Origin of the sequence: Thermodesulfatator indicus DSM 15286 (assembly GCF_000217795.1) — a bacterium.
Classification (GTDB): domain Bacteria; phylum Desulfobacterota; class Thermodesulfobacteria; order Thermodesulfobacteriales; family Thermodesulfatatoraceae; genus Thermodesulfatator; species Thermodesulfatator indicus.
In genome coordinates this window covers 351,522-367,575 of the sequence record NC_015681.1, presented here as the reverse complement: position 1 = coordinate 367,575, position 16,054 = coordinate 351,522, and the positions used below count along the sequence as shown (strand labels likewise).

The following is a 16,054-nucleotide window of genomic DNA, read 5'->3' as shown; positions in this document are numbered from 1 at the left end:
AAGTGAGAAGTGAGAGCCATCTACCATCAGCCATCTGCCATCTACCATTTAGTTACTGTGAGCGGAGCGAAGCAGTCTTTTCCGCTATTAGCCATCAGCCACCAGCCATCGGCCTCCACCATGTAGTCACTGCGAGCCCGTATGGGCGAAGCAGTCTCTTAAGTATGGCATTTTGTAAAGTCTCAAATAAAGTTTAATTAAAATTCTATAAGGCCGGCAAAATCAAGGAAATGACGCCAGACTTTTTGTTTTTCTTTAGGGAAATCTTCCATAATGAGGCTTTCCCAGCGTGGGGCCTTAGGTTTTGAAAGTAGTTTCATACCGGCTTCTTCTGGCGTGCGGTTGCCTTTCTTAATATTACATTTGCGGCAACAAAGTACTACATTTTCCCAGGTGGTTTTGCCTCCACGGGAACGGGGGATGATGTGGTCAATAGTGCGGTCTTTAGGATTTTTAACACTTTTGCCACAATATTGGCAGGTATAACGATCTCTCATCATAAGATTAGCCCGCGAAAAAACCACTTCAACGCGAGGAAGGCGGTCATAAGTGGTGAGATAAATGGCGTCTGGGGCTAAGAAGGAAAGATTAGGGCTCCTTATAAAACGATGTCCATTGCCGTTAGCATAAAATTGCGAGGCAAGAATCCACTCTTCTAAAGTATGGGTGGTCCAATCAGGAGTAATTACTTTGGCTGTTCCTTTTACTAGGTGACAAATAGCCCTTTGTACCGTAGTGATCTGTACTGCTTGATAACTACGGTTAAGCACTAAGACCTTTTCGCTTAGGATACTTCCGTTACTACTCAAGCAACCACCTAAAGTTAATTTTGTAGATAATCTAACTCAAAAAATATTTTTTGTCATTCTCTGAAGAAAACGTTCAAAAAATGTAACAATTAGGACAATTAAGGACAGGCAAAATTTTTAGATAGAGAATTAGGTGTTTTGCAGGATGTCCGCTATAATACAGGTAAAGTTTTTTCCAAAGGGACGTCCGCCAAGGCGAAGGGTTTTCTTAAACTCAAAAGAGAGAAAAGTAAAAATAATTTTGGCAGGTTAAAGTGATTACATTTAAACAGATTCCTGAATATTGTCGTCCTTGTTTAGAGAATTTAGTCAAACAGGCCATGGGGTTTGCCTGTGGTGAGGACCACGAAAAGCTTACTTTAGCCCTTTCCTGGCTTGATGAGATTTATGATGAAAGCACGTCTCCTCCGTTAATAGCTTCTAAGCTTCACTGCCGCATAAAAAATTATTGTCAAAATGAAGACCCCTATGCGCCTTTGAAGACTAGAGAGATAGATATAAGCCGAGATATTTTTCAAAGATACGGGAAAGATTTTGAAGATAGCTTTAGAAAACGATTAATCTTTTCTCTTTTAGGCAATACGATAGATTTTTTTCGTCCGCCAGAAGATATAGAAGAAGTCCTTAAAACTGGTCTAACGCTGGCTATTGACCACGTAATCGAAATAGAAAATCGCCTTAAACAATCTCAAACTATTATTTTGCTTACCGATAATGCTGGCGAAGTTTTTTTTGATTTACCATTACTTAAGTGGTTTTCTCAGAGGGGATACGAGATTTATTACGCCGTTAAGCCTAAACCCATTCAAAATGACCTATCTCTTTCTGACCTTGAAAAACTACATCTCAAAATACCGGCCAAAGTGATCGCTACTGGAGCTGAGATGGTAGGGCTTGATCTAGATTATGCCTCAGAGGAGTTCAAAAAACTTTATTTAAATGCCGATCTGGTTTTGGCTAAAGGCATGGGCCATTTTGAAACTTTGAGTATGAAACCGGGAAGAGAAGAAATTGCTTTTTTGCTCTGTGCCAAATGTGTGCCAGTAGCTACAGCCTTAAAAGTTCCCCACAAAAGTTACGTAGTTTTTTTAATGGAATAATCTATGGCTGCTGACATTTCATGAGACCTTTGTAAAATGTTTATTTAAGAGACTGCTTCGCCCATACGGGCTCGCAGTGACTACATGGTGGAGGCCGATGGCTGGTGGCTGATGGCTAATAGCTAATGGCTGATGGTAAATAATTGTCACTTCTCACTTACTTATACACGCGAGGATACCAGTATTGCCGACGAAGTGGCCCAACCGGGTCATTACGAGGAGGCGCGTAGCGCCGACGAAGTAATCTCTGAGACTGCTTCGCTCCGCTCGCAGTGACAAATATGCTAGGTGCTCGCAGTGACAACGGAGGTAAAGGCTCACCGTTAGACTGAGAACGAGTCATTACGAGGCTGCGCCTAGCAATGAGGCACGCGGTCGGTGATCTCAATCTTTCAATTGTTCCAACAATAAAGAATAGTTATAACTTTAAATAAATTTTTAAGTTTTTCCTGACAATAGACGATAAAATAAATAAACTGTTGAAAGGGGCGGGTATGTTTGAAGGCGCTAGAGAAGAAATTGTTCCCAAAGCAACAGAGGCTTCAGGTTTCGAAGAAAAACTCAAGGCCGAAAGAGAATCCCTTTTAGCAGCTTGGATTGCTTTTCTTGAGCTTCAACGGGCCAAGAAAGTTCCTTTCCCTCCTCAATATGCCGATGCCTTTTATGCGGCTACCAAAGTCAAGAAGAAAGACAATTATATTTTGAATCTCTTAATTGAAGGGAAAGGGCTTTTTAATTCTCTTCTTGAAAAGCTTGATCCTCATTTGGCAGGCCGTATTGGCATCGCCGAAGAAATTAACAAGATCGCCAATTACATTCGCCGCATAGAAGAGCTTGAACAGGAGCTTTCTTTCTTAAAAGAGAGTTTTTTGCGGGATAAACTAACTTTTCTCTGGAATAAAAACGCCCTTGAGAAGTTTTTTTACGAAGTAGTAATCGCTAACATCTTTGAAGAGGACTATCTGCTTTGCTATTTTGATTTAGATAAATTTAAGTCTATTAACGATAAATACGGCCATAAATGGGGGGACCGGGCCCTTATAGCCTTTGCTGAGGTGTTAAGGCGAAACCTCAAACCCAAAGACTTTCCCTGCCGGCTCCATGGTGATGAGTTTTGTGCGGTAATTGTAGGGGTTACCCTTGATAAGTTTACTTCCTTTGCTGAAGAATTATACGAAAAAGGTTTTGCTATGAAGTTTCCAGATGGAGTTCACCAGATAAAATTTTCCATAGGGCTTACTAATATCATTGCCTCTGACAATCTGGAGAAGGCCCTTGAGCGAGCGGATTTTTCTATGTACTGGTGTAAGGAAAACGGGTCTTTAAAACCGATACGAGTTTAAAAATCTTTGGGCCTCGGTAAGGATTTTTTCTTTTTCTTCTGGGTGAAACCACTTTACTTCAGGGTCTTTTTTAAACCAGGTGAGTTGTCTTTTAGCATAGCGTCTGGTGTCTCTCTTCATAAGGCGTACGGCTTCTTCGAAAGCTAATTCTCCTTTGAGATAGGCTATCATGTGTTTATAACCAATGGATTTAAGTGGCTTAAGCCCTGAAGAATAGCCTCTGGCTAGAATATCGCGAATTTCATCTAAAAGGCCAGCTTCAAGCATTTTATCAACTCTCTGATCAAGGCGACGATATAGTTCTTCTCGCGGCAGACTAAGGCCAACTTTAAAACAGGGATACCGCCTTCTAGCAAACGCGTGTTTTTTGGCAAGCTCCGAAAAGGGCTTTCCCGTAGTGTAATAAATTTCTAGGGCCCGCAAGATGCGAACCCAGTCTCTAGGACTTATTTTTTGGGCATAGGTAGGGTCAATTTTTAGGAGTTCTTCGTAAAGAGGCTTAAGTCCTTCTTTTTTAAGTCTTTCTTTTAACTTTTTCCTGGCAGAAGAAGTGTCCCCCACCTCGAAAAGACCATGGAGCAGGGCCTTGAGGTAAAGTCCTGTTCCGCCTACCAAAATAGGTATTTTTTTTTGGTGGTGTAGTTTTTTAATTACCCGATCGGCCATCTCTACAAAACGAGCGGCGTTAAATTTTTCATCAAGAGGTAAAAAGTCAAGCAAATGGTGTGGCACTCGGGCAAGTTCTTCCTTGCTTGGCTTGGCGGCCCCGATGTTTAGTAACTGGTATACCTGGACAGAATCATAGTTTATGATTTCGCCATTCAGGTGTTCACCTAAAAATATACCTACTTCGGTTTTCCCTACCCCTGTGGGCCCCACTACGGCTATCAAAGGAATATTGTGCTCAAATCTTTCGTCCGAGTTTGCGGCGCACTTCATCAAGGCCAATTCTCCAATAAAGAGGTCTTCCGTGAGGGCAATTAGAAAGCCCGGTATTTTTAACTTCAATGAATAAATTAAGCACTTCTTCAAAAGATAATTTTTCACCGGCTTTGCGGGCAGCCTTACATGAGATTCTTGCCATTACTTCTTCCAAAAGATTTTCTGCAGAAAAACTTAGTTCTTCGGCCAGAAATTTTTCTAAAACTTCTCTTGAAAAGTCGCCTAAAAGTGCCGGAACGCTTCTTAAAATGATTTTTTCCTCTCCGAAAAAATCTATCTCAAAGCCAAGAGAATTAAGCACAGGCAGAAGAATTTCCACTCTTTCAAGACTTTTTCCCGTAAGGGAAAACACTTGTGGTACGAGGAGGGCTTGAATTTTTAAATTATCTTTTAATTCCTTTTTCCATTGTTCAAAAAGAAGCCTTTCATGAGCAGCGTGGTAATCAAATATATAAAGTTCATCATCAGCAAGGATTAGAAAAAATTCTTTACCGAAGCGAGAAAGTACTTGATAACTCGTATTTTTAGAAAATAACGTTGAGGGTTTTTTAAAAATATTTTCCGCTGGTTCAGCTACTTTGGAAGTGGACCAGATGTCTTCTTCTGAAGTAGTTTTACGGTCATATGAGATAGGTAAGTCTTCTTCAATTTTAGTTTTGATTTCAAAGGAAACAGTAGGCTTAAATAGATTTTCAAGACTTTTTTTAATTAGTTCAAAAAGGCGGCGTTCTTCGCGAAAGCGTACTTCCCATTTGGCTGGATGTACGTTTACGTCCACCTGTTCAGGCGGAAGGGTAAGGGCAAGGAGCAGGGCGGGATAGCGCCCTTTGGGATAAACACTTTTTAGGCCTTCAAAGGCGGCGGCAGAAATAAGCTTATCTTTGACCACTCGGTTATTTACCAGAAAATATAGATATCTTGCCGTGGGAAAGAAATGTTCACTTTTAGAAAGGATAATAGTTAAGCGGATGTCTCTTACTTCTACTTCTTCTGTTAGGAAATTTTCTGCTTTGAGACCAGAAAATTCAGCTAAAAGTCCTAAACGCCCGAGCTTGTAATTATATTCAAAAAGAATTTTACCTTTAGTTTTAAGGCTTAAATTAGTTTGAGGGTTTTCAAGGGCCATAAGTTTTACAATTTCATTTACCCTTGCTGTTTCCGCACGCGGACTTTTTAAGAAGGCCCTTCTGGCTGGTACATTGGCAAAAAGATTAACAACTTCAACGATAGTGCCTGGGGCTAGCCCTTTTTCCACAAAAGAGACTTCTTTACCGAACTTTATTTTTATCCTAGCTCCTATTAGGGCCTCTTTTTCACGCGAAGTAATAGTAAGCTCGGAGACAGCGGCAATGCTAGAAAGGGCTTCTCCTCTGAAACCCCAAGTCCTAATACGTAAAAGGTCTTCTTCGGTCTCAATTTTACTGGTAGCGTGGGGAAGATAGCAGACTTTTAAGTCTTCAGGAGACATACCAAGGCCGTTATCTCTTACTCTAATTAGGGAAAGTCCACCATCGGCAAGTTCTACTTCTATTTGTTTGGCCTGGGCGTCAAAGGCATTTTCACAAAGTTCCTTGACTACCGAGGCTGGGCGTTCTATAACCTCGCCAGCGGCTATCTTTCTGGCTATGTTTTCGGGTAAAATCTTGATACGCGCCATGATCAATCAAAGTTAGATGTTAATAGTTAAAAAGGAAGGTAGCAAACAGCTTGCTGTAAGAATTTAATTTTTAATGAGACCATAATATCTTTCAAGAGACTGCTTCGCCCTACGGGTTCGCAGTGACTAAATGGCAGATGGCTGATGGCTGATGGTAGATGGCTCTCACTTCTCACTTATTCTTGCGAGTCAGCGTTAGCAGCCGAAGCAATCCCTGTATCCAGGCTCCGGTGGCGTCGTGGCGATTTACTTTCTATTTTTTGAGTTTTGCAAAGGTTTCTTTAAATTGAATATGAGAGTTCCTAAAAATCCTTTTTTCCGAGGTTTAAATAATTAACTCTTTTCAAATTGTCCTTTTGGAACGATAATTTAAAAAATACCTCAGGAGAAAACTATGGACATCAAAGAAGCTGTTAGAAGTGTTTTTAAAGAGTATATGCTCCCTGAACTTGAAGGCATTAAACAGGAGCAGAGGGAAATAAAAACCGCTATTGAACTGATCAGCAGGCGACTTGATGATGTAAATATCCACCTGGCTGATCAGAGCCGCCGTATTGACGAGGTTCGCACTGAGCTTTCGGCAAGAATTGATGAGACCAACAAGCGTATTGATGAAGTACGTTTTGAGCTTTCGGCAAGAATTGAGGATGTTCGTAATGAGCTAACTGCAAGAATTGATGAGGTGAAATCGGATCTTACCTCCCGTATAGACAGCACCAACCATCGTATTGATCAGCTTACTTTCCAGGTTGGCAAAGTGGCTCAGGAATTGGAACGCCTGAAACGTGAAGAAAAGGTGATGGCCGATGTGTTAGACCGCCTGCGCTACCTGGAAAAACGCGTTATAGGAGAATAATAAAGTAGCAGCTCCGAAATTTTTGTTTAAAAAGATTTTTTAAAAACCGGGCTTGGGACTAAGGCCTGGCCTTCAATGTCTTGATCAAAAACGCCAAATGGAAGGTAGGAAATGGGCACTATGGAAAGATGGTGTAAAGAGTGGCATACCCTTACTTTTTATCAAAAGTTTGAACAGGTAGTGGCCTGGATTTTAACCTTTGTTATTGCTCTCATTATTTTGATCTCCCTCTATGATCTGCTCTTGCAGACTTTTTTAATCCTTTTCAAGTTTAGGTTAAATCCGCTTGAACACAAAGTTTTTCAAACCCTTTTTGGTATGTTTATGACGGTCTTAATTGCCCTTGAATTCAAGCATTCAATTTTAAAAGTTACCGTGCACAAAGAGGGAATTGTTCAGGTAAAAACCGTGGTTTTGATAGCCCTTTTGGCCCTTACTCGTAAGTTTATTATTTTGGACTTTAAGGGAGTAGCTCCTCTTAAAATTTTTGCTTTGGCATTTTCGGTGTTGGTTTTAGGAATAATTTATTGGCTTCTAAGAGAACAATCTTTACGTTACAAGGAAGAATAAAATAATGTTTCGTCTTTTTATAGCTCTATTTTTTTTATTTTCATTGTGTTCCTGTGGATATCAGCTTGAAGGTCGGCCGACTAACTTTTCTTCAAAATGGAAAACGATTTACGTGCCAGTTTGGAAAAATCCCACCTCTGAGATTCGCTTGGGAGAAATTCTCGCCCAGGAACTTAGGAAACGTATAGAAATGGCTGGCGATTTTCAAATAACTGACCAGGACGATGCAGATCTTATCCTTGAAGGCCAAATCCTTTCAGTTTCAGTAGGTGGCCTTTCTTATAACATTTATACTGAGACGCTTGAACGTCGAGTATATCTTAGGGCTAGGGCCAAACTTATAGACAAAACGGGTCATGTCATCTGGCGCAATGATAGCCTTTCGAGAACTGAAGAATATCCTGTTTTTCGTGAAGTAGTGGGAGAAGAAGTAGACCCTGGGCGAGAGTTAGCCTTACAAAAGATATGTCAGGACCTAGCAGAAATAATTTATCATCAAATATCTTCATCTTTTTAGGGAAGGGAAATGGGACTATTTGATGGATTGCTTGACTTTATAAGAAACTATGCGGTTAAGGCCCAAAAAGATGATGTGCTTTTTACTGCTATACACCGCATATTGACCGAAGAACTCGGCTGGGAATCAAAAAATTTGTTATGAAAGGTGATGAACACGAGGCCTCATATATTAATTTCCAGAGTCCTATCCGTGCCGTGAGCTTGAAATAGATGCCAAACGCCTAGGAAATCAATTTATTTTAAAATTAGAAGCAGAAACTTTCCACCGTGAAAAAATGGAAGACCTTTTAGAGGGTATTCTGGGTATTGAGCTTGACTTAGATGAAGAAATAAAAGTGCGTATTCCGCTTGATTATTATGTAACTGATGATCTGGAGTTAATAAACGAAAACGAACTCAAAGAAAAGCTAACAAATCTGATAAAAGAGCTTGAGAAAAGAATACAGTAGAAGTAGTTAGGGGCACCTTTAGTGCCCCTAACTCTATATTAGCCAGCAAAGGCCTTTTCAAGATTTGGTACTACCTGTTTTTTACGGCTCATTACACCAGGGAGCCATACTGAACGACCTTCAGGTTTTACTCCCCAGGCTACTTCTACTACAGCCGGATTATCAGAAACAATGAGAAGCTCAGTTCCTTCTTTCATAATATCAGTGAGCATGAAGAATATGCTGTGATAGCCACCTTCTTCTTTGATTTTCTGAAGCTCGCTATAAAGTTCATCTTTTATAGGCTCAACTAAAGAAAGATCTACTACTTCAAGCTGACCAATGCCAACCTTGTTGCCACTCATATCGAAATCTTTGTAATCACGATAGACAAGGTCACGAATAGGAGTGCCTTCTATGGCGCTCTTTACTTTGAACATTTCGAGGCCAAGGGCTTTGAGATCATCAATGCCAGCGATTTTGGCCAAGGTTTCAGCAGCTTCAACATCTTGAGGTGTACAGGTAGCAGATTTAAAAATAACTGTGTCACTCAAAATAGCACAGCACATGATACCAGCTATTTCTTTAGGAATCTCTACGCCGTAAAAATCATACATGCCTTTTAAAACCGTGCAGGTACACCCTACTGGCCAGACCCAGATTTCAATGGGATTGGGGGTAGTGATATCACCGAGTTTGTGGTGGTCAACAATGCCAAGAATTTCGCCTTTATCCAGGTTGTCAAGACTTTGAGACTTGTCACTATGATCAACTAAAAAGATTTTCTGATCTGTAGCATCAGTTACAATTTCAGGTGCAGAGAAACCAAACTTATCAAGGACAAATTTGCTTTCAGGATTAAGTTCACCCTGAGCTACTGGTTTAGCCTCTACTCCCAACTTGCTTTTCAAATAAGCTAAAGAAATTGCCGCGGTGATAGAGTCAGTGTCAGGATTCTTGTGACCTACTACAATTGCTGCCATGTTACCCTCCTTTTAATTTGTTTTCTTGAATGATTATATAATTCTTTTAAATCTTTTTGATGCTTAAAGCCTAAGGTCATTTAAAGATAGCCTAAGTAAAATTTTTTTGCCAAGTGGTAATATTGAGAAATGACAAGCGTTTTTCTTCTTTTAGTTTGAAAATCTTTTTAAAAGGCCAATTTTTGATGATATAATTAAAAAATTAAAATTTATAAACTCTATTTTATGATCACCCTCTTGTTATAAAAATCCAACTATCATTTCAATTGGCCTTATAAATCCTCAACAGGAGCTAGCCCTACGGTAGCCTTTTTCACTTTATGAATAACTCTGGTAGAGACACTTCCCAGGACTATTTCTTTAAGGCCAGTTTTTCCGGTGCGACCCATCATAACTAGGGGGTAATTTTCATCGTCAGCAATTTTGGCGATAGTTCTTCCAGGGTCACCGAATTCGAGAAAGGTTTCTATGTAGTTTTCATTAAGACCTGATTTAAGAAGGAAATTTTTAGCTTGTTCAAGGAGCAGGTGAGCTTCTTTTTCTTCCTGAGAGTTTTTTTCAAGGTAGAGAGGATCGATAACAGAGACCACAGAGACTTTAACCAAGCCCGGGGGGAAGGAGGAGGCGATAGCAGCGGCTTCATCAAGTGCTTTTAAAGAGAGGGAGGAGCCGTCAAGGGCAACGAGGATTTTATTTACAGGGCAGCCATTTTCTAAGAGGCATTGGCCGACGATATAGACGAATTGTTTTTTAGCGCGATGGATGACGATCTGGCTGGCACTACCGAGGAAAGTTTCAGCGGCGTGGGAGCGGCGGCGTCGGCCCATAATAATACTTTGGACATTATTTTTTTGAGCGACATTTACGATTTCTTTTCCGGGTTCACCTTGGGAGACGATGGTTTGGATATCGCCTTGGAAGGAGTTTTCTTTGAATATACGGGCGAACTTATCGAGGAAGGGTTTAACGTTATTTTCGATATGTTGTTGGATAATATTTTTAAAGATGGGGGATTCAAGGATATTTCGGAAGCGAATATCGACATTAGAAGCCATTTTTTCGATGTAGCTAGGGGCGATAACGTGTAGCAGGAAGACCGTTTGGGCGATATTAGGAGAAAGGGGAGAGAGGAGATTAGCAGCGAAGGTTACAGCCCTTAGAGAATGGTCGTCGTCAGTTATAGGTATTAATACTTTTCTAAGATTAGGTAAACTATTTGACATTTCGTCCTCCTAATAAAAGAGTAAAAGCCAGATATTACAAATAATTATTGTCAAAATGGTAATAGGAGTAGCTATTTTCATAAAGCCAAAAAAAGTAGTGCGATATCCCATGGCTTCAGCAATTCCTAAAGTAACTACGTTGGCACTGGCTCCTATCATAGTGCCGTTACCTCCTAAGCAGGCTCCAAGGGCCAGGGCCCACCAGAGTACTCCTGATTCTGCACCAGGAATAACTTTGGTGAGATAAGCCACTATGGGCAGCATAGTAGCGGTAAAGGGGATATTATCTATAAAAGCACTCATAATAGCTGAGACCCAAAGAATAAGGCTGATGGCAACAGTTAGATTATCGTGGGATAACCGCAAAACTTCGTCAGCTACCATATCTAAAAGTCCTACAGATTCTACCGCACCAACGAGAATAAAAAGAAACATAAAAAATAGAAGAGTTAGCCATTCAATATCTTTTTCAACTAAGTGAGCGATATCTACTTTTTTGGTAACAGCGCTATAAGCGAATAAGATACTAGCTCCAAAAAGAGCCGCAATGCTTACTTCCATGTGTAAAACTCCATGTAGAACAAACATAAGAATAACAATTCCCATTATGAGGAGACCAAAAGTAAGAAGAGTTTTATCGGTTATCTGATATTCTTGACGTAGCTTTTCGATAAAAGCTTCGACATTATCAATTTTTGATTTGTTATATTCACTTTGAAAAACAAAACGATTATAAACAAAAAGCATTAGAAGACTTATTAGGCATACTGGAGCGAGATTTTCAACAAACTGTAAAAAAGTTAATTTGGCATAAGAACCAATCATAATATTAGGGGGATCACCAATAAGAGTAGCGGTACCTCCAATATTTGAGGCAAGAATTTCAGGAATTAAAAGAGAAAGAGGATTTATTCCTAGCGCAAGAGCAATTTCAACAGTAACAGGTGTTAAAAGGAGCATAGTTGTAACGTTGTCTAAAAAGGCAGAAGTTATCGCTGTAAAGCTCATGAATATAATAGAAAGTAAAAATACTTTTCCTCTAGAAAGCTGGTAGCATTTGTAGGCACACCACTGAAAAATACCGGTATTTTTGAGAATACCTATGATGATCATCATACCCATCAAGAGGAAAATAACGTTCATATCAATGGCTTTGATAGCGCTTTCGTAGGAAATGATATGGTAGTCAGGATTAAAAGTGCCTATTGTGTAACTGATAGCCAGCATAATGGCTGCTCCCAGCATAGCCGCCAGTGTTCGGTGAAGGAGCTCAAAAGAAATGAGGATATAAGCTAATAAAAAAACGATTGTGGCAATCCAAAAAGCAGGATTTAAGGTCCTTTTAAGTATTACTTCTGTTTGTACAAAATATTTGTTATCTTTTTGGGCAAAGTCAGAATGAGTAAAAGAAATTTTAGTTTTTTTGTAAGCTGACTTTTCAATAATAAGAGAAATTTTGCTTTCAGAAAATTCTTTATTAGGGATATCTAAGGTTAAATAAAAGGACCCATCTTCTTCGGTAAGAAGGTGTTCTTTTGACTTGCCAGGAGTCTCAACATGGTAGGGATTTCCATTTATAAAAATTTTAATTTTGGCCTGAGCTACAGGTTCTTTATGCGTGTCTATAACCTTGCCAAAGATAAAGACTTTTTGAAGGGAGTTTTGGGTTTCTGGAGGAGTTGCCATAGCAAAAGAAGTAAAAACTAGGGTTAAAATAGCACATAAACTTACTGCTTTTAAAAACAATTTTAACATGGCTCACCTCTTTGATAAAAAATATCAATTTAGCGTTTTTTACGACAAAATATTTCACGAGGCAATATTGTTACCATGGCAAACAAACCCCTGTTATTATTACGAGGAGCCTGTTAGGCCGACGAAGTATTTTCGCTTCTGAGAATGCTTTGTTTATTACAGGGCTTGCAAAACAAAAAGCCGCTTGCATGATAAGTCACTTTTTATACCTCCTTGAACAAATTGTGAAATTTAATAGACTTCTTTGCCTTTTTCTTGAGCGGATAAAAAATCTGCCAGAAGTGATCTTTCCCATTGCAACGGTAAAACCTCCTGTAAACAATCTAAACCTAAATTTTAGGGTTTCTTTTTAAGAGACCTTTGCAAAATATCTTGTTCAAGAGACTGCTTTGCCCATCCGGGCTCGCAGTGACAGCGGAAAAGAGTCATTGCGAGGCTGCGCCAGCAGCCGAAGCAATCCCTGTCGCGAAGCGCTAAGCGCTGTGGCGATCAATCTATATTTTCTGAATTTTGCAAAGATCTTTTTTAAAAGAATTACAGTTTAGACGTTTTGTAAAGAAAAATATCATATATTTTCTTCAACAGGAGCTAGTCCTACGGTAGCCTTTTTCACTTTATGAATAACTCTGGTAGAGACACTTCCCAGGACTATTTCTTTAAGGCCGGTTTTTCCGGTGCGACCCATCATAACTAGGGGGTAATTTTCATCGTCAGCAATTTTGGCGATAGTTCTTCCAGGGTCACCGAATTCGAGAAAGGTTTCTATGTAGTTTTCATTAAGACCTGATTTAAGAAGGAAATTTTTAGCTTGTTCAAGGAGCAGGTGAGCTTCTTTTTCTTCCTGAGAGTTTTTTTCAAGGTAGAGAGGATCGATAACGGAGACCACAGAGACTTTAACCAAGCCCGGGGGGAATGAGGAGGCGATAGCAGCGGCTTCATTAAGGGCTTTTAAAGAGGGGGAGGAGCCGTCAAGGGCAACAAGGATTTTATTTACAGGGCAGCCATTTTCTAGGAGGCATTGGCCGACGATATAGACGAATTGTTTTTTAGCGCGATGGATGACGATCTGGCTGGCACTACCGAGGAAAGTTTCAGCGGCGTGGGAGCGGCGGCGTCGGCCCATAATAATACTTTGGACATTATTTTTTTGAGCGACATTTACGATTTCTTTTCCGGGTTCACCTTGGGAGACGATGGTTTGGATATCGCCTTGGAAGGAGTTTTCTTTGAATATACGGGCGAACTTATCGAGGAAGGGTTTAACGTTATTTTCGATATGTTGTTGGATAATATTTTTAAAGATGGGGGATTCAAGGATATTTCGGAAGCGAATATCGACATTAGAAGCCATTTTTTCGATGTAGCTAGGGGCGATAACGTGTAGCAGGAAGACCGTTTGGGCGATATTAGGAGAAAGGGGAGAGAGGAGATTAGCAGCGAAGGTTACAGCCCTTAGAGAATGGTCATCGTCAGTTATAGGTATTAATACTTTTCTAAGATTAGGTAAAAGTTTATCCATAAGGCCTCCCTTAAAAGAATAATAGCAACCAGATATTAGCCAGTATGATAGTGAGTATAGTATATGGCCCAGCCTTTTTCATAAAGTTAAAAAATGTTATCCGGTACCCAGCAGCTTCAGCAATTCCCAAGGTAACTACGTTGGCACTGGCGCCTATTATGGTGCCGTTGCCTCCAAAACAGGCTCCAAGGGCCAGGGCCCACCAGAGTACTCCTGACTCTGCCCCTGGAATAACTTTGGTGAGATAAGCAGTAATAGGTAACATAGTAGCGGTAAAAGGGATGTTATCTACAAAAGCGCTCATAATGGCTGAGACCCATAAAATAAGACAAATAGCTATGGTAAGATTTCCTTGAGAAAGATTTAGAACACCATCAGCTACCATATCTAAAAGTCCTACAGATTCTACTGCACCAACGAGAATAAAAAGAAATATGAAAAATAGAAGAGTAAGCCACTCAATGTCTTTTTCAACTAAGTGAGCGATATCTACTTTTTTGGTAACAGCGCTATAAGCGAATAAGATACTAGCTCCGAAAAGAGCCGCAATACTTACTTCCATGTGTAAAACTCCATGAAGTAAAAACATAAGAATAACAATTCCCATTATGAGGAGACCAAAAGTAAGAAGAGTTTTATCGGTTATCTGATATTCTTGACGTAATTTTTCTATAAAAGCTTCGACATTATCAATTTTTGATTTGTTATATTCACTTTGAAAAACAAAACGATTATAAACAAAAAGCACTAGAAGACTTATTAGGCATACTGGAGCGAGATTTTCAACAAACTGTAAAAAAGTTAATTTGGCATAAGAACCAATCATGATATTGGGAGGATCACCGATGAGTGTGGCCGTCCCGCCAACGTTTGAAGCGAGAATTTCAGGGATTAAAAGTGATAAAGGATTTATTCTTAAAGCTAGAGCAATTTCAATAGTTACTGGTGTTAAAAGGAGCATGGTAGTAACATTGTCTAAAAAGGCAGAAGATACCGCTGTAAAAACCATCAAAATAATAGAAAGGAGAAATACATTTCCTCTAGAAAGCTGGTAGCATTTGTAGGCACACCACTGAAAAACACCGGTGTTTTTGAGAACACCGATAATGATCATCATGCCCATCAAGAGAAAAATAACGTTCATATCAATGGCTTTGATGGCACTTTCGTAGGAAATGATATGGTAGTCAGGATTGAAAGTGCCTATAGTGTAGCTGATAGCCAGCATAATGGCGGCTCCCAGCATAGCCGCCAGTGTTCGGTGAAGGAGCTCAAAAGAAATAAGGATATAAGCAAGGAAGAAAACAACTGTGGCAATCCAGAAGGCCGGATTTAAAGTCCTTTCTAGGACTACTTTGACTTTAGTGTAATATTCTCCATTTTTTATAGCAAAATCTTTTGGAGAAAGGTAAACCTCCTGGGTCTTGTATGCTGATTTGTAAATTTTTAACTTTATCTTGCTTTGTTGAAATTTTTCTTTGGGTATATCAAGAGCTAAATAAAAAGATCCATCAAGTTCGGTATAAATTTTAGAAATTTCATGTTTGGAGTCGAAATGATAAGGTTTTCCGTTAACAAAAACGGAAATTTCGGCTTGAGCAACAGGCTCTTTATGAGAATCTAAAATTTTGCCAAAAATATAAACATTTCCAGCAAGAGAAAGAGTTTGTTTAGCACCTCCTTCTCCAGCCCATACCGGAGAACTTAAATTTAATAGAAAAATAGTTAAACTTAGAAGATAGAATAAATTCCCCAAAAAAACTTTTTCCATATAGGCTTTAAGCATGGGATTTCTCCCTCTCTATTTTTTTGCTGTTTTTATATTTCGATAAAAGTGTTTATATACTTAAACGAAAAATTAAAAAGAAAGGAAAAGTGGGGCAAAGGCCCCACTTTTGACAGACAATTAGTGGCCAGCTTGAAGGATGCCAGAAGCTGCTAAAATAAGAATAGCTATTTCGAGAACGGATATAATGCCTACAGCATAGGCTCCAGAAGAAAAAAGGAAGGGTAAAATAGCTACGTAACCAATGATGACCAGGCCTGCTAAAAAAGCAATGCCAATATAATTTAGAATGTCTCCATAATTTATATAATGAATCCAGTTCCAGCCAGTTTTTAGGCCTATATGTTTTACAAATTCATGAGCAGTAAGATGCCAAATTTTAGGCAATTTTTCTGGAGGAACAAATGATGGTAAAATTCCGAAAATATAAATTAGAAAAGTAATTATCATTAAACCTATTCCAAACATAGAACCATACTGCAAAATTTTGGCAAAAATAATAGCCTCTGGTGGTGTTTCTATCTGGGTATTGGGGTCAAGACGTTCAGCCATGATTTACCTCCT

16 protein-coding genes are annotated in these 16,054 nt (G+C 39.4%); 7 read left to right on the top strand and 9 right to left on the bottom strand.

Going from position 1 to position 16,054, the window contains the following annotated elements; genetic code table 11:
- Positions 1-197: 197 nt before the first annotated feature.
- Positions 198-809, bottom strand: a complete 612-nt coding sequence (locus THEIN_RS01745; RefSeq protein WP_013906973.1) for an HNH endonuclease — start codon at positions 807-809, stop codon at positions 198-200.
- A gap of 254 nt (positions 810-1,063) precedes the next feature.
- On the opposite strand from THEIN_RS01745, the gene THEIN_RS01740 reads away from it, so the two are divergent.
- A complete protein-coding gene (locus tag THEIN_RS01740) occupies positions 1,064-1,909 on the top strand; it encodes a damage-control phosphatase ARMT1 family protein (RefSeq protein ID WP_013906972.1) in 846 nt (281 codons plus the stop codon).
- 494 nt (positions 1,910-2,403) lie between these two features.
- Positions 2,404-3,252, top strand: a complete 849-nt coding sequence (locus THEIN_RS01735) for a GGDEF domain-containing protein (RefSeq protein ID WP_013906971.1) — start codon at positions 2,404-2,406, stop codon at positions 3,250-3,252.
- Here THEIN_RS01735 and miaA read toward each other — a convergent pair.
- Positions 3,232-4,191 (bottom strand): tRNA (adenosine(37)-N6)-dimethylallyltransferase MiaA, encoded by a 960-nt coding sequence (miaA, locus tag THEIN_RS01730; protein WP_013906970.1) that lies wholly within the window; start codon positions 4,189-4,191, stop codon positions 3,232-3,234. The two genes, THEIN_RS01735 and miaA, sit on opposite strands and share 21 nt — an antisense overlap.
- On the bottom strand, positions 4,157-5,851 hold the full coding sequence (gene mutL / locus THEIN_RS01725; protein WP_013906969.1) for a DNA mismatch repair endonuclease MutL: 1,695 nt from the start codon (positions 5,849-5,851) through the stop codon (positions 4,157-4,159). The genes miaA and mutL overlap by 35 nt, the downstream gene beginning before the upstream one ends.
- A gap of 394 nt (positions 5,852-6,245) precedes the next feature.
- On the opposite strand from mutL, the gene THEIN_RS11475 reads away from it, so the two are divergent.
- From THEIN_RS11475 to THEIN_RS12180, 5 genes are all read left to right on the top strand, one after another.
- On the top strand, positions 6,246-6,707 hold the full coding sequence (locus THEIN_RS11475) for a hypothetical protein (protein WP_013906968.1): 462 nt from the start codon (positions 6,246-6,248) through the stop codon (positions 6,705-6,707).
- Positions 6,708-6,827: 120 nt separating this feature from the next.
- Positions 6,828-7,277 (top strand): phosphate-starvation-inducible PsiE family protein, encoded by a 450-nt coding sequence (locus THEIN_RS01715; RefSeq protein ID WP_013906967.1) that lies wholly within the window; start codon positions 6,828-6,830, stop codon positions 7,275-7,277.
- Positions 7,278-7,281: 4 nt separating this feature from the next.
- Positions 7,282-7,794, top strand: a complete 513-nt coding sequence (gene lptE, locus THEIN_RS01710; protein WP_013906966.1) for an LPS assembly lipoprotein LptE — start codon at positions 7,282-7,284, stop codon at positions 7,792-7,794.
- Between the two features lie 9 nt (positions 7,795-7,803).
- Positions 7,804-7,938, top strand: coding sequence for a hypothetical protein (locus THEIN_RS12445; RefSeq protein WP_013906965.1), 135 nt, complete (start codon positions 7,804-7,806; stop codon positions 7,936-7,938).
- A gap of 133 nt (positions 7,939-8,071) precedes the next feature.
- Positions 8,072-8,245, top strand: coding sequence for a hypothetical protein (locus THEIN_RS12180; RefSeq protein WP_013906964.1), 174 nt, complete (start codon positions 8,072-8,074; stop codon positions 8,243-8,245).
- A 38-nt stretch (positions 8,246-8,283) separates the two neighbouring features.
- On the opposite strand, the gene THEIN_RS01705 is transcribed toward THEIN_RS12180, so the two are convergent.
- The 6 genes from THEIN_RS01705 to THEIN_RS01680 all read right to left on the bottom strand — a co-directional run bounded on the left by THEIN_RS01705 (position 8,284) and on the right by THEIN_RS01680 (position 16,042).
- Positions 8,284-9,207, bottom strand: a complete 924-nt coding sequence (locus THEIN_RS01705) for a manganese-dependent inorganic pyrophosphatase (RefSeq protein WP_013906963.1) — start codon at positions 9,205-9,207, stop codon at positions 8,284-8,286.
- A 272-nt stretch (positions 9,208-9,479) separates the two neighbouring features.
- Positions 9,480-10,430, bottom strand: a complete 951-nt coding sequence (locus THEIN_RS01700; RefSeq protein ID WP_013906962.1) for a universal stress protein — start codon at positions 10,428-10,430, stop codon at positions 9,480-9,482.
- A gap of 9 nt (positions 10,431-10,439) precedes the next feature.
- Positions 10,440-12,185, bottom strand: coding sequence for an ArsB/NhaD family transporter (locus THEIN_RS01695; RefSeq protein WP_013906961.1), 1,746 nt, complete (start codon positions 12,183-12,185; stop codon positions 10,440-10,442).
- Between the two features lie 565 nt (positions 12,186-12,750).
- Entirely contained in the window at positions 12,751-13,704 is a 954-nt protein-coding gene (locus THEIN_RS01690; RefSeq protein WP_013906960.1) for a universal stress protein, read from the bottom strand.
- Between the two features lie 10 nt (positions 13,705-13,714).
- A complete protein-coding gene (locus THEIN_RS01685; RefSeq protein WP_013906959.1) occupies positions 13,715-15,490 on the bottom strand; it encodes an ArsB/NhaD family transporter in 1,776 nt (591 codons plus the stop codon).
- A gap of 120 nt (positions 15,491-15,610) precedes the next feature.
- Complete coding sequence (locus THEIN_RS01680; RefSeq protein WP_013906958.1) at positions 15,611-16,042, bottom strand: hypothetical protein; 432 nt, start codon at positions 16,040-16,042, stop codon at positions 15,611-15,613.
- Between the last annotated feature and the right edge of the window lie 12 nt (positions 16,043-16,054).

Coding starts and splice junctions, on each gene's coding strand:
- THEIN_RS01685 (WP_013906959.1), bottom strand. CDS start 15,490: ATGCTTAAAGCCTATATGGAAAAAGTTTTTTTGGGGAATTTATTCTAT.
- THEIN_RS01715 (WP_013906967.1), top strand. CDS start 6,828: ATGGAAAGATGGTGTAAAGAGTGGCATACCCTTACTTTTTATCAAAAG.
- THEIN_RS01735 (WP_013906971.1), top strand. CDS start 2,404: ATGTTTGAAGGCGCTAGAGAAGAAATTGTTCCCAAAGCAACAGAGGCT.
- mutL (WP_013906969.1), bottom strand. CDS start 5,851: ATGGCGCGTATCAAGATTTTACCCGAAAACATAGCCAGAAAGATAGCC.
- miaA (WP_013906970.1), bottom strand. CDS start 4,191: ATGAAGTGCGCCGCAAACTCGGACGAAAGATTTGAGCACAATATTCCT.
- THEIN_RS01700 (WP_013906962.1), bottom strand. CDS start 10,430: ATGTCAAATAGTTTACCTAATCTTAGAAAAGTATTAATACCTATAACT.
- THEIN_RS01690 (WP_013906960.1), bottom strand. CDS start 13,704: ATGGATAAACTTTTACCTAATCTTAGAAAAGTATTAATACCTATAACT.
- THEIN_RS12445 (WP_013906965.1), top strand. CDS start 7,804: ATGGGACTATTTGATGGATTGCTTGACTTTATAAGAAACTATGCGGTT.
- THEIN_RS01695 (WP_013906961.1), bottom strand. CDS start 12,185: ATGTTAAAATTGTTTTTAAAAGCAGTAAGTTTATGTGCTATTTTAACC.
- THEIN_RS11475 (WP_013906968.1), top strand. CDS start 6,246: ATGGACATCAAAGAAGCTGTTAGAAGTGTTTTTAAAGAGTATATGCTC.
- lptE (WP_013906966.1), top strand. CDS start 7,282: ATGTTTCGTCTTTTTATAGCTCTATTTTTTTTATTTTCATTGTGTTCC.
- THEIN_RS12180 (WP_013906964.1), top strand. CDS start 8,072: ATGGAAGACCTTTTAGAGGGTATTCTGGGTATTGAGCTTGACTTAGAT.
- THEIN_RS01705 (WP_013906963.1), bottom strand. CDS start 9,207: ATGGCAGCAATTGTAGTAGGTCACAAGAATCCTGACACTGACTCTATC.
- THEIN_RS01680 (WP_013906958.1), bottom strand. CDS start 16,042: ATGGCTGAACGTCTTGACCCCAATACCCAGATAGAAACACCACCAGAG.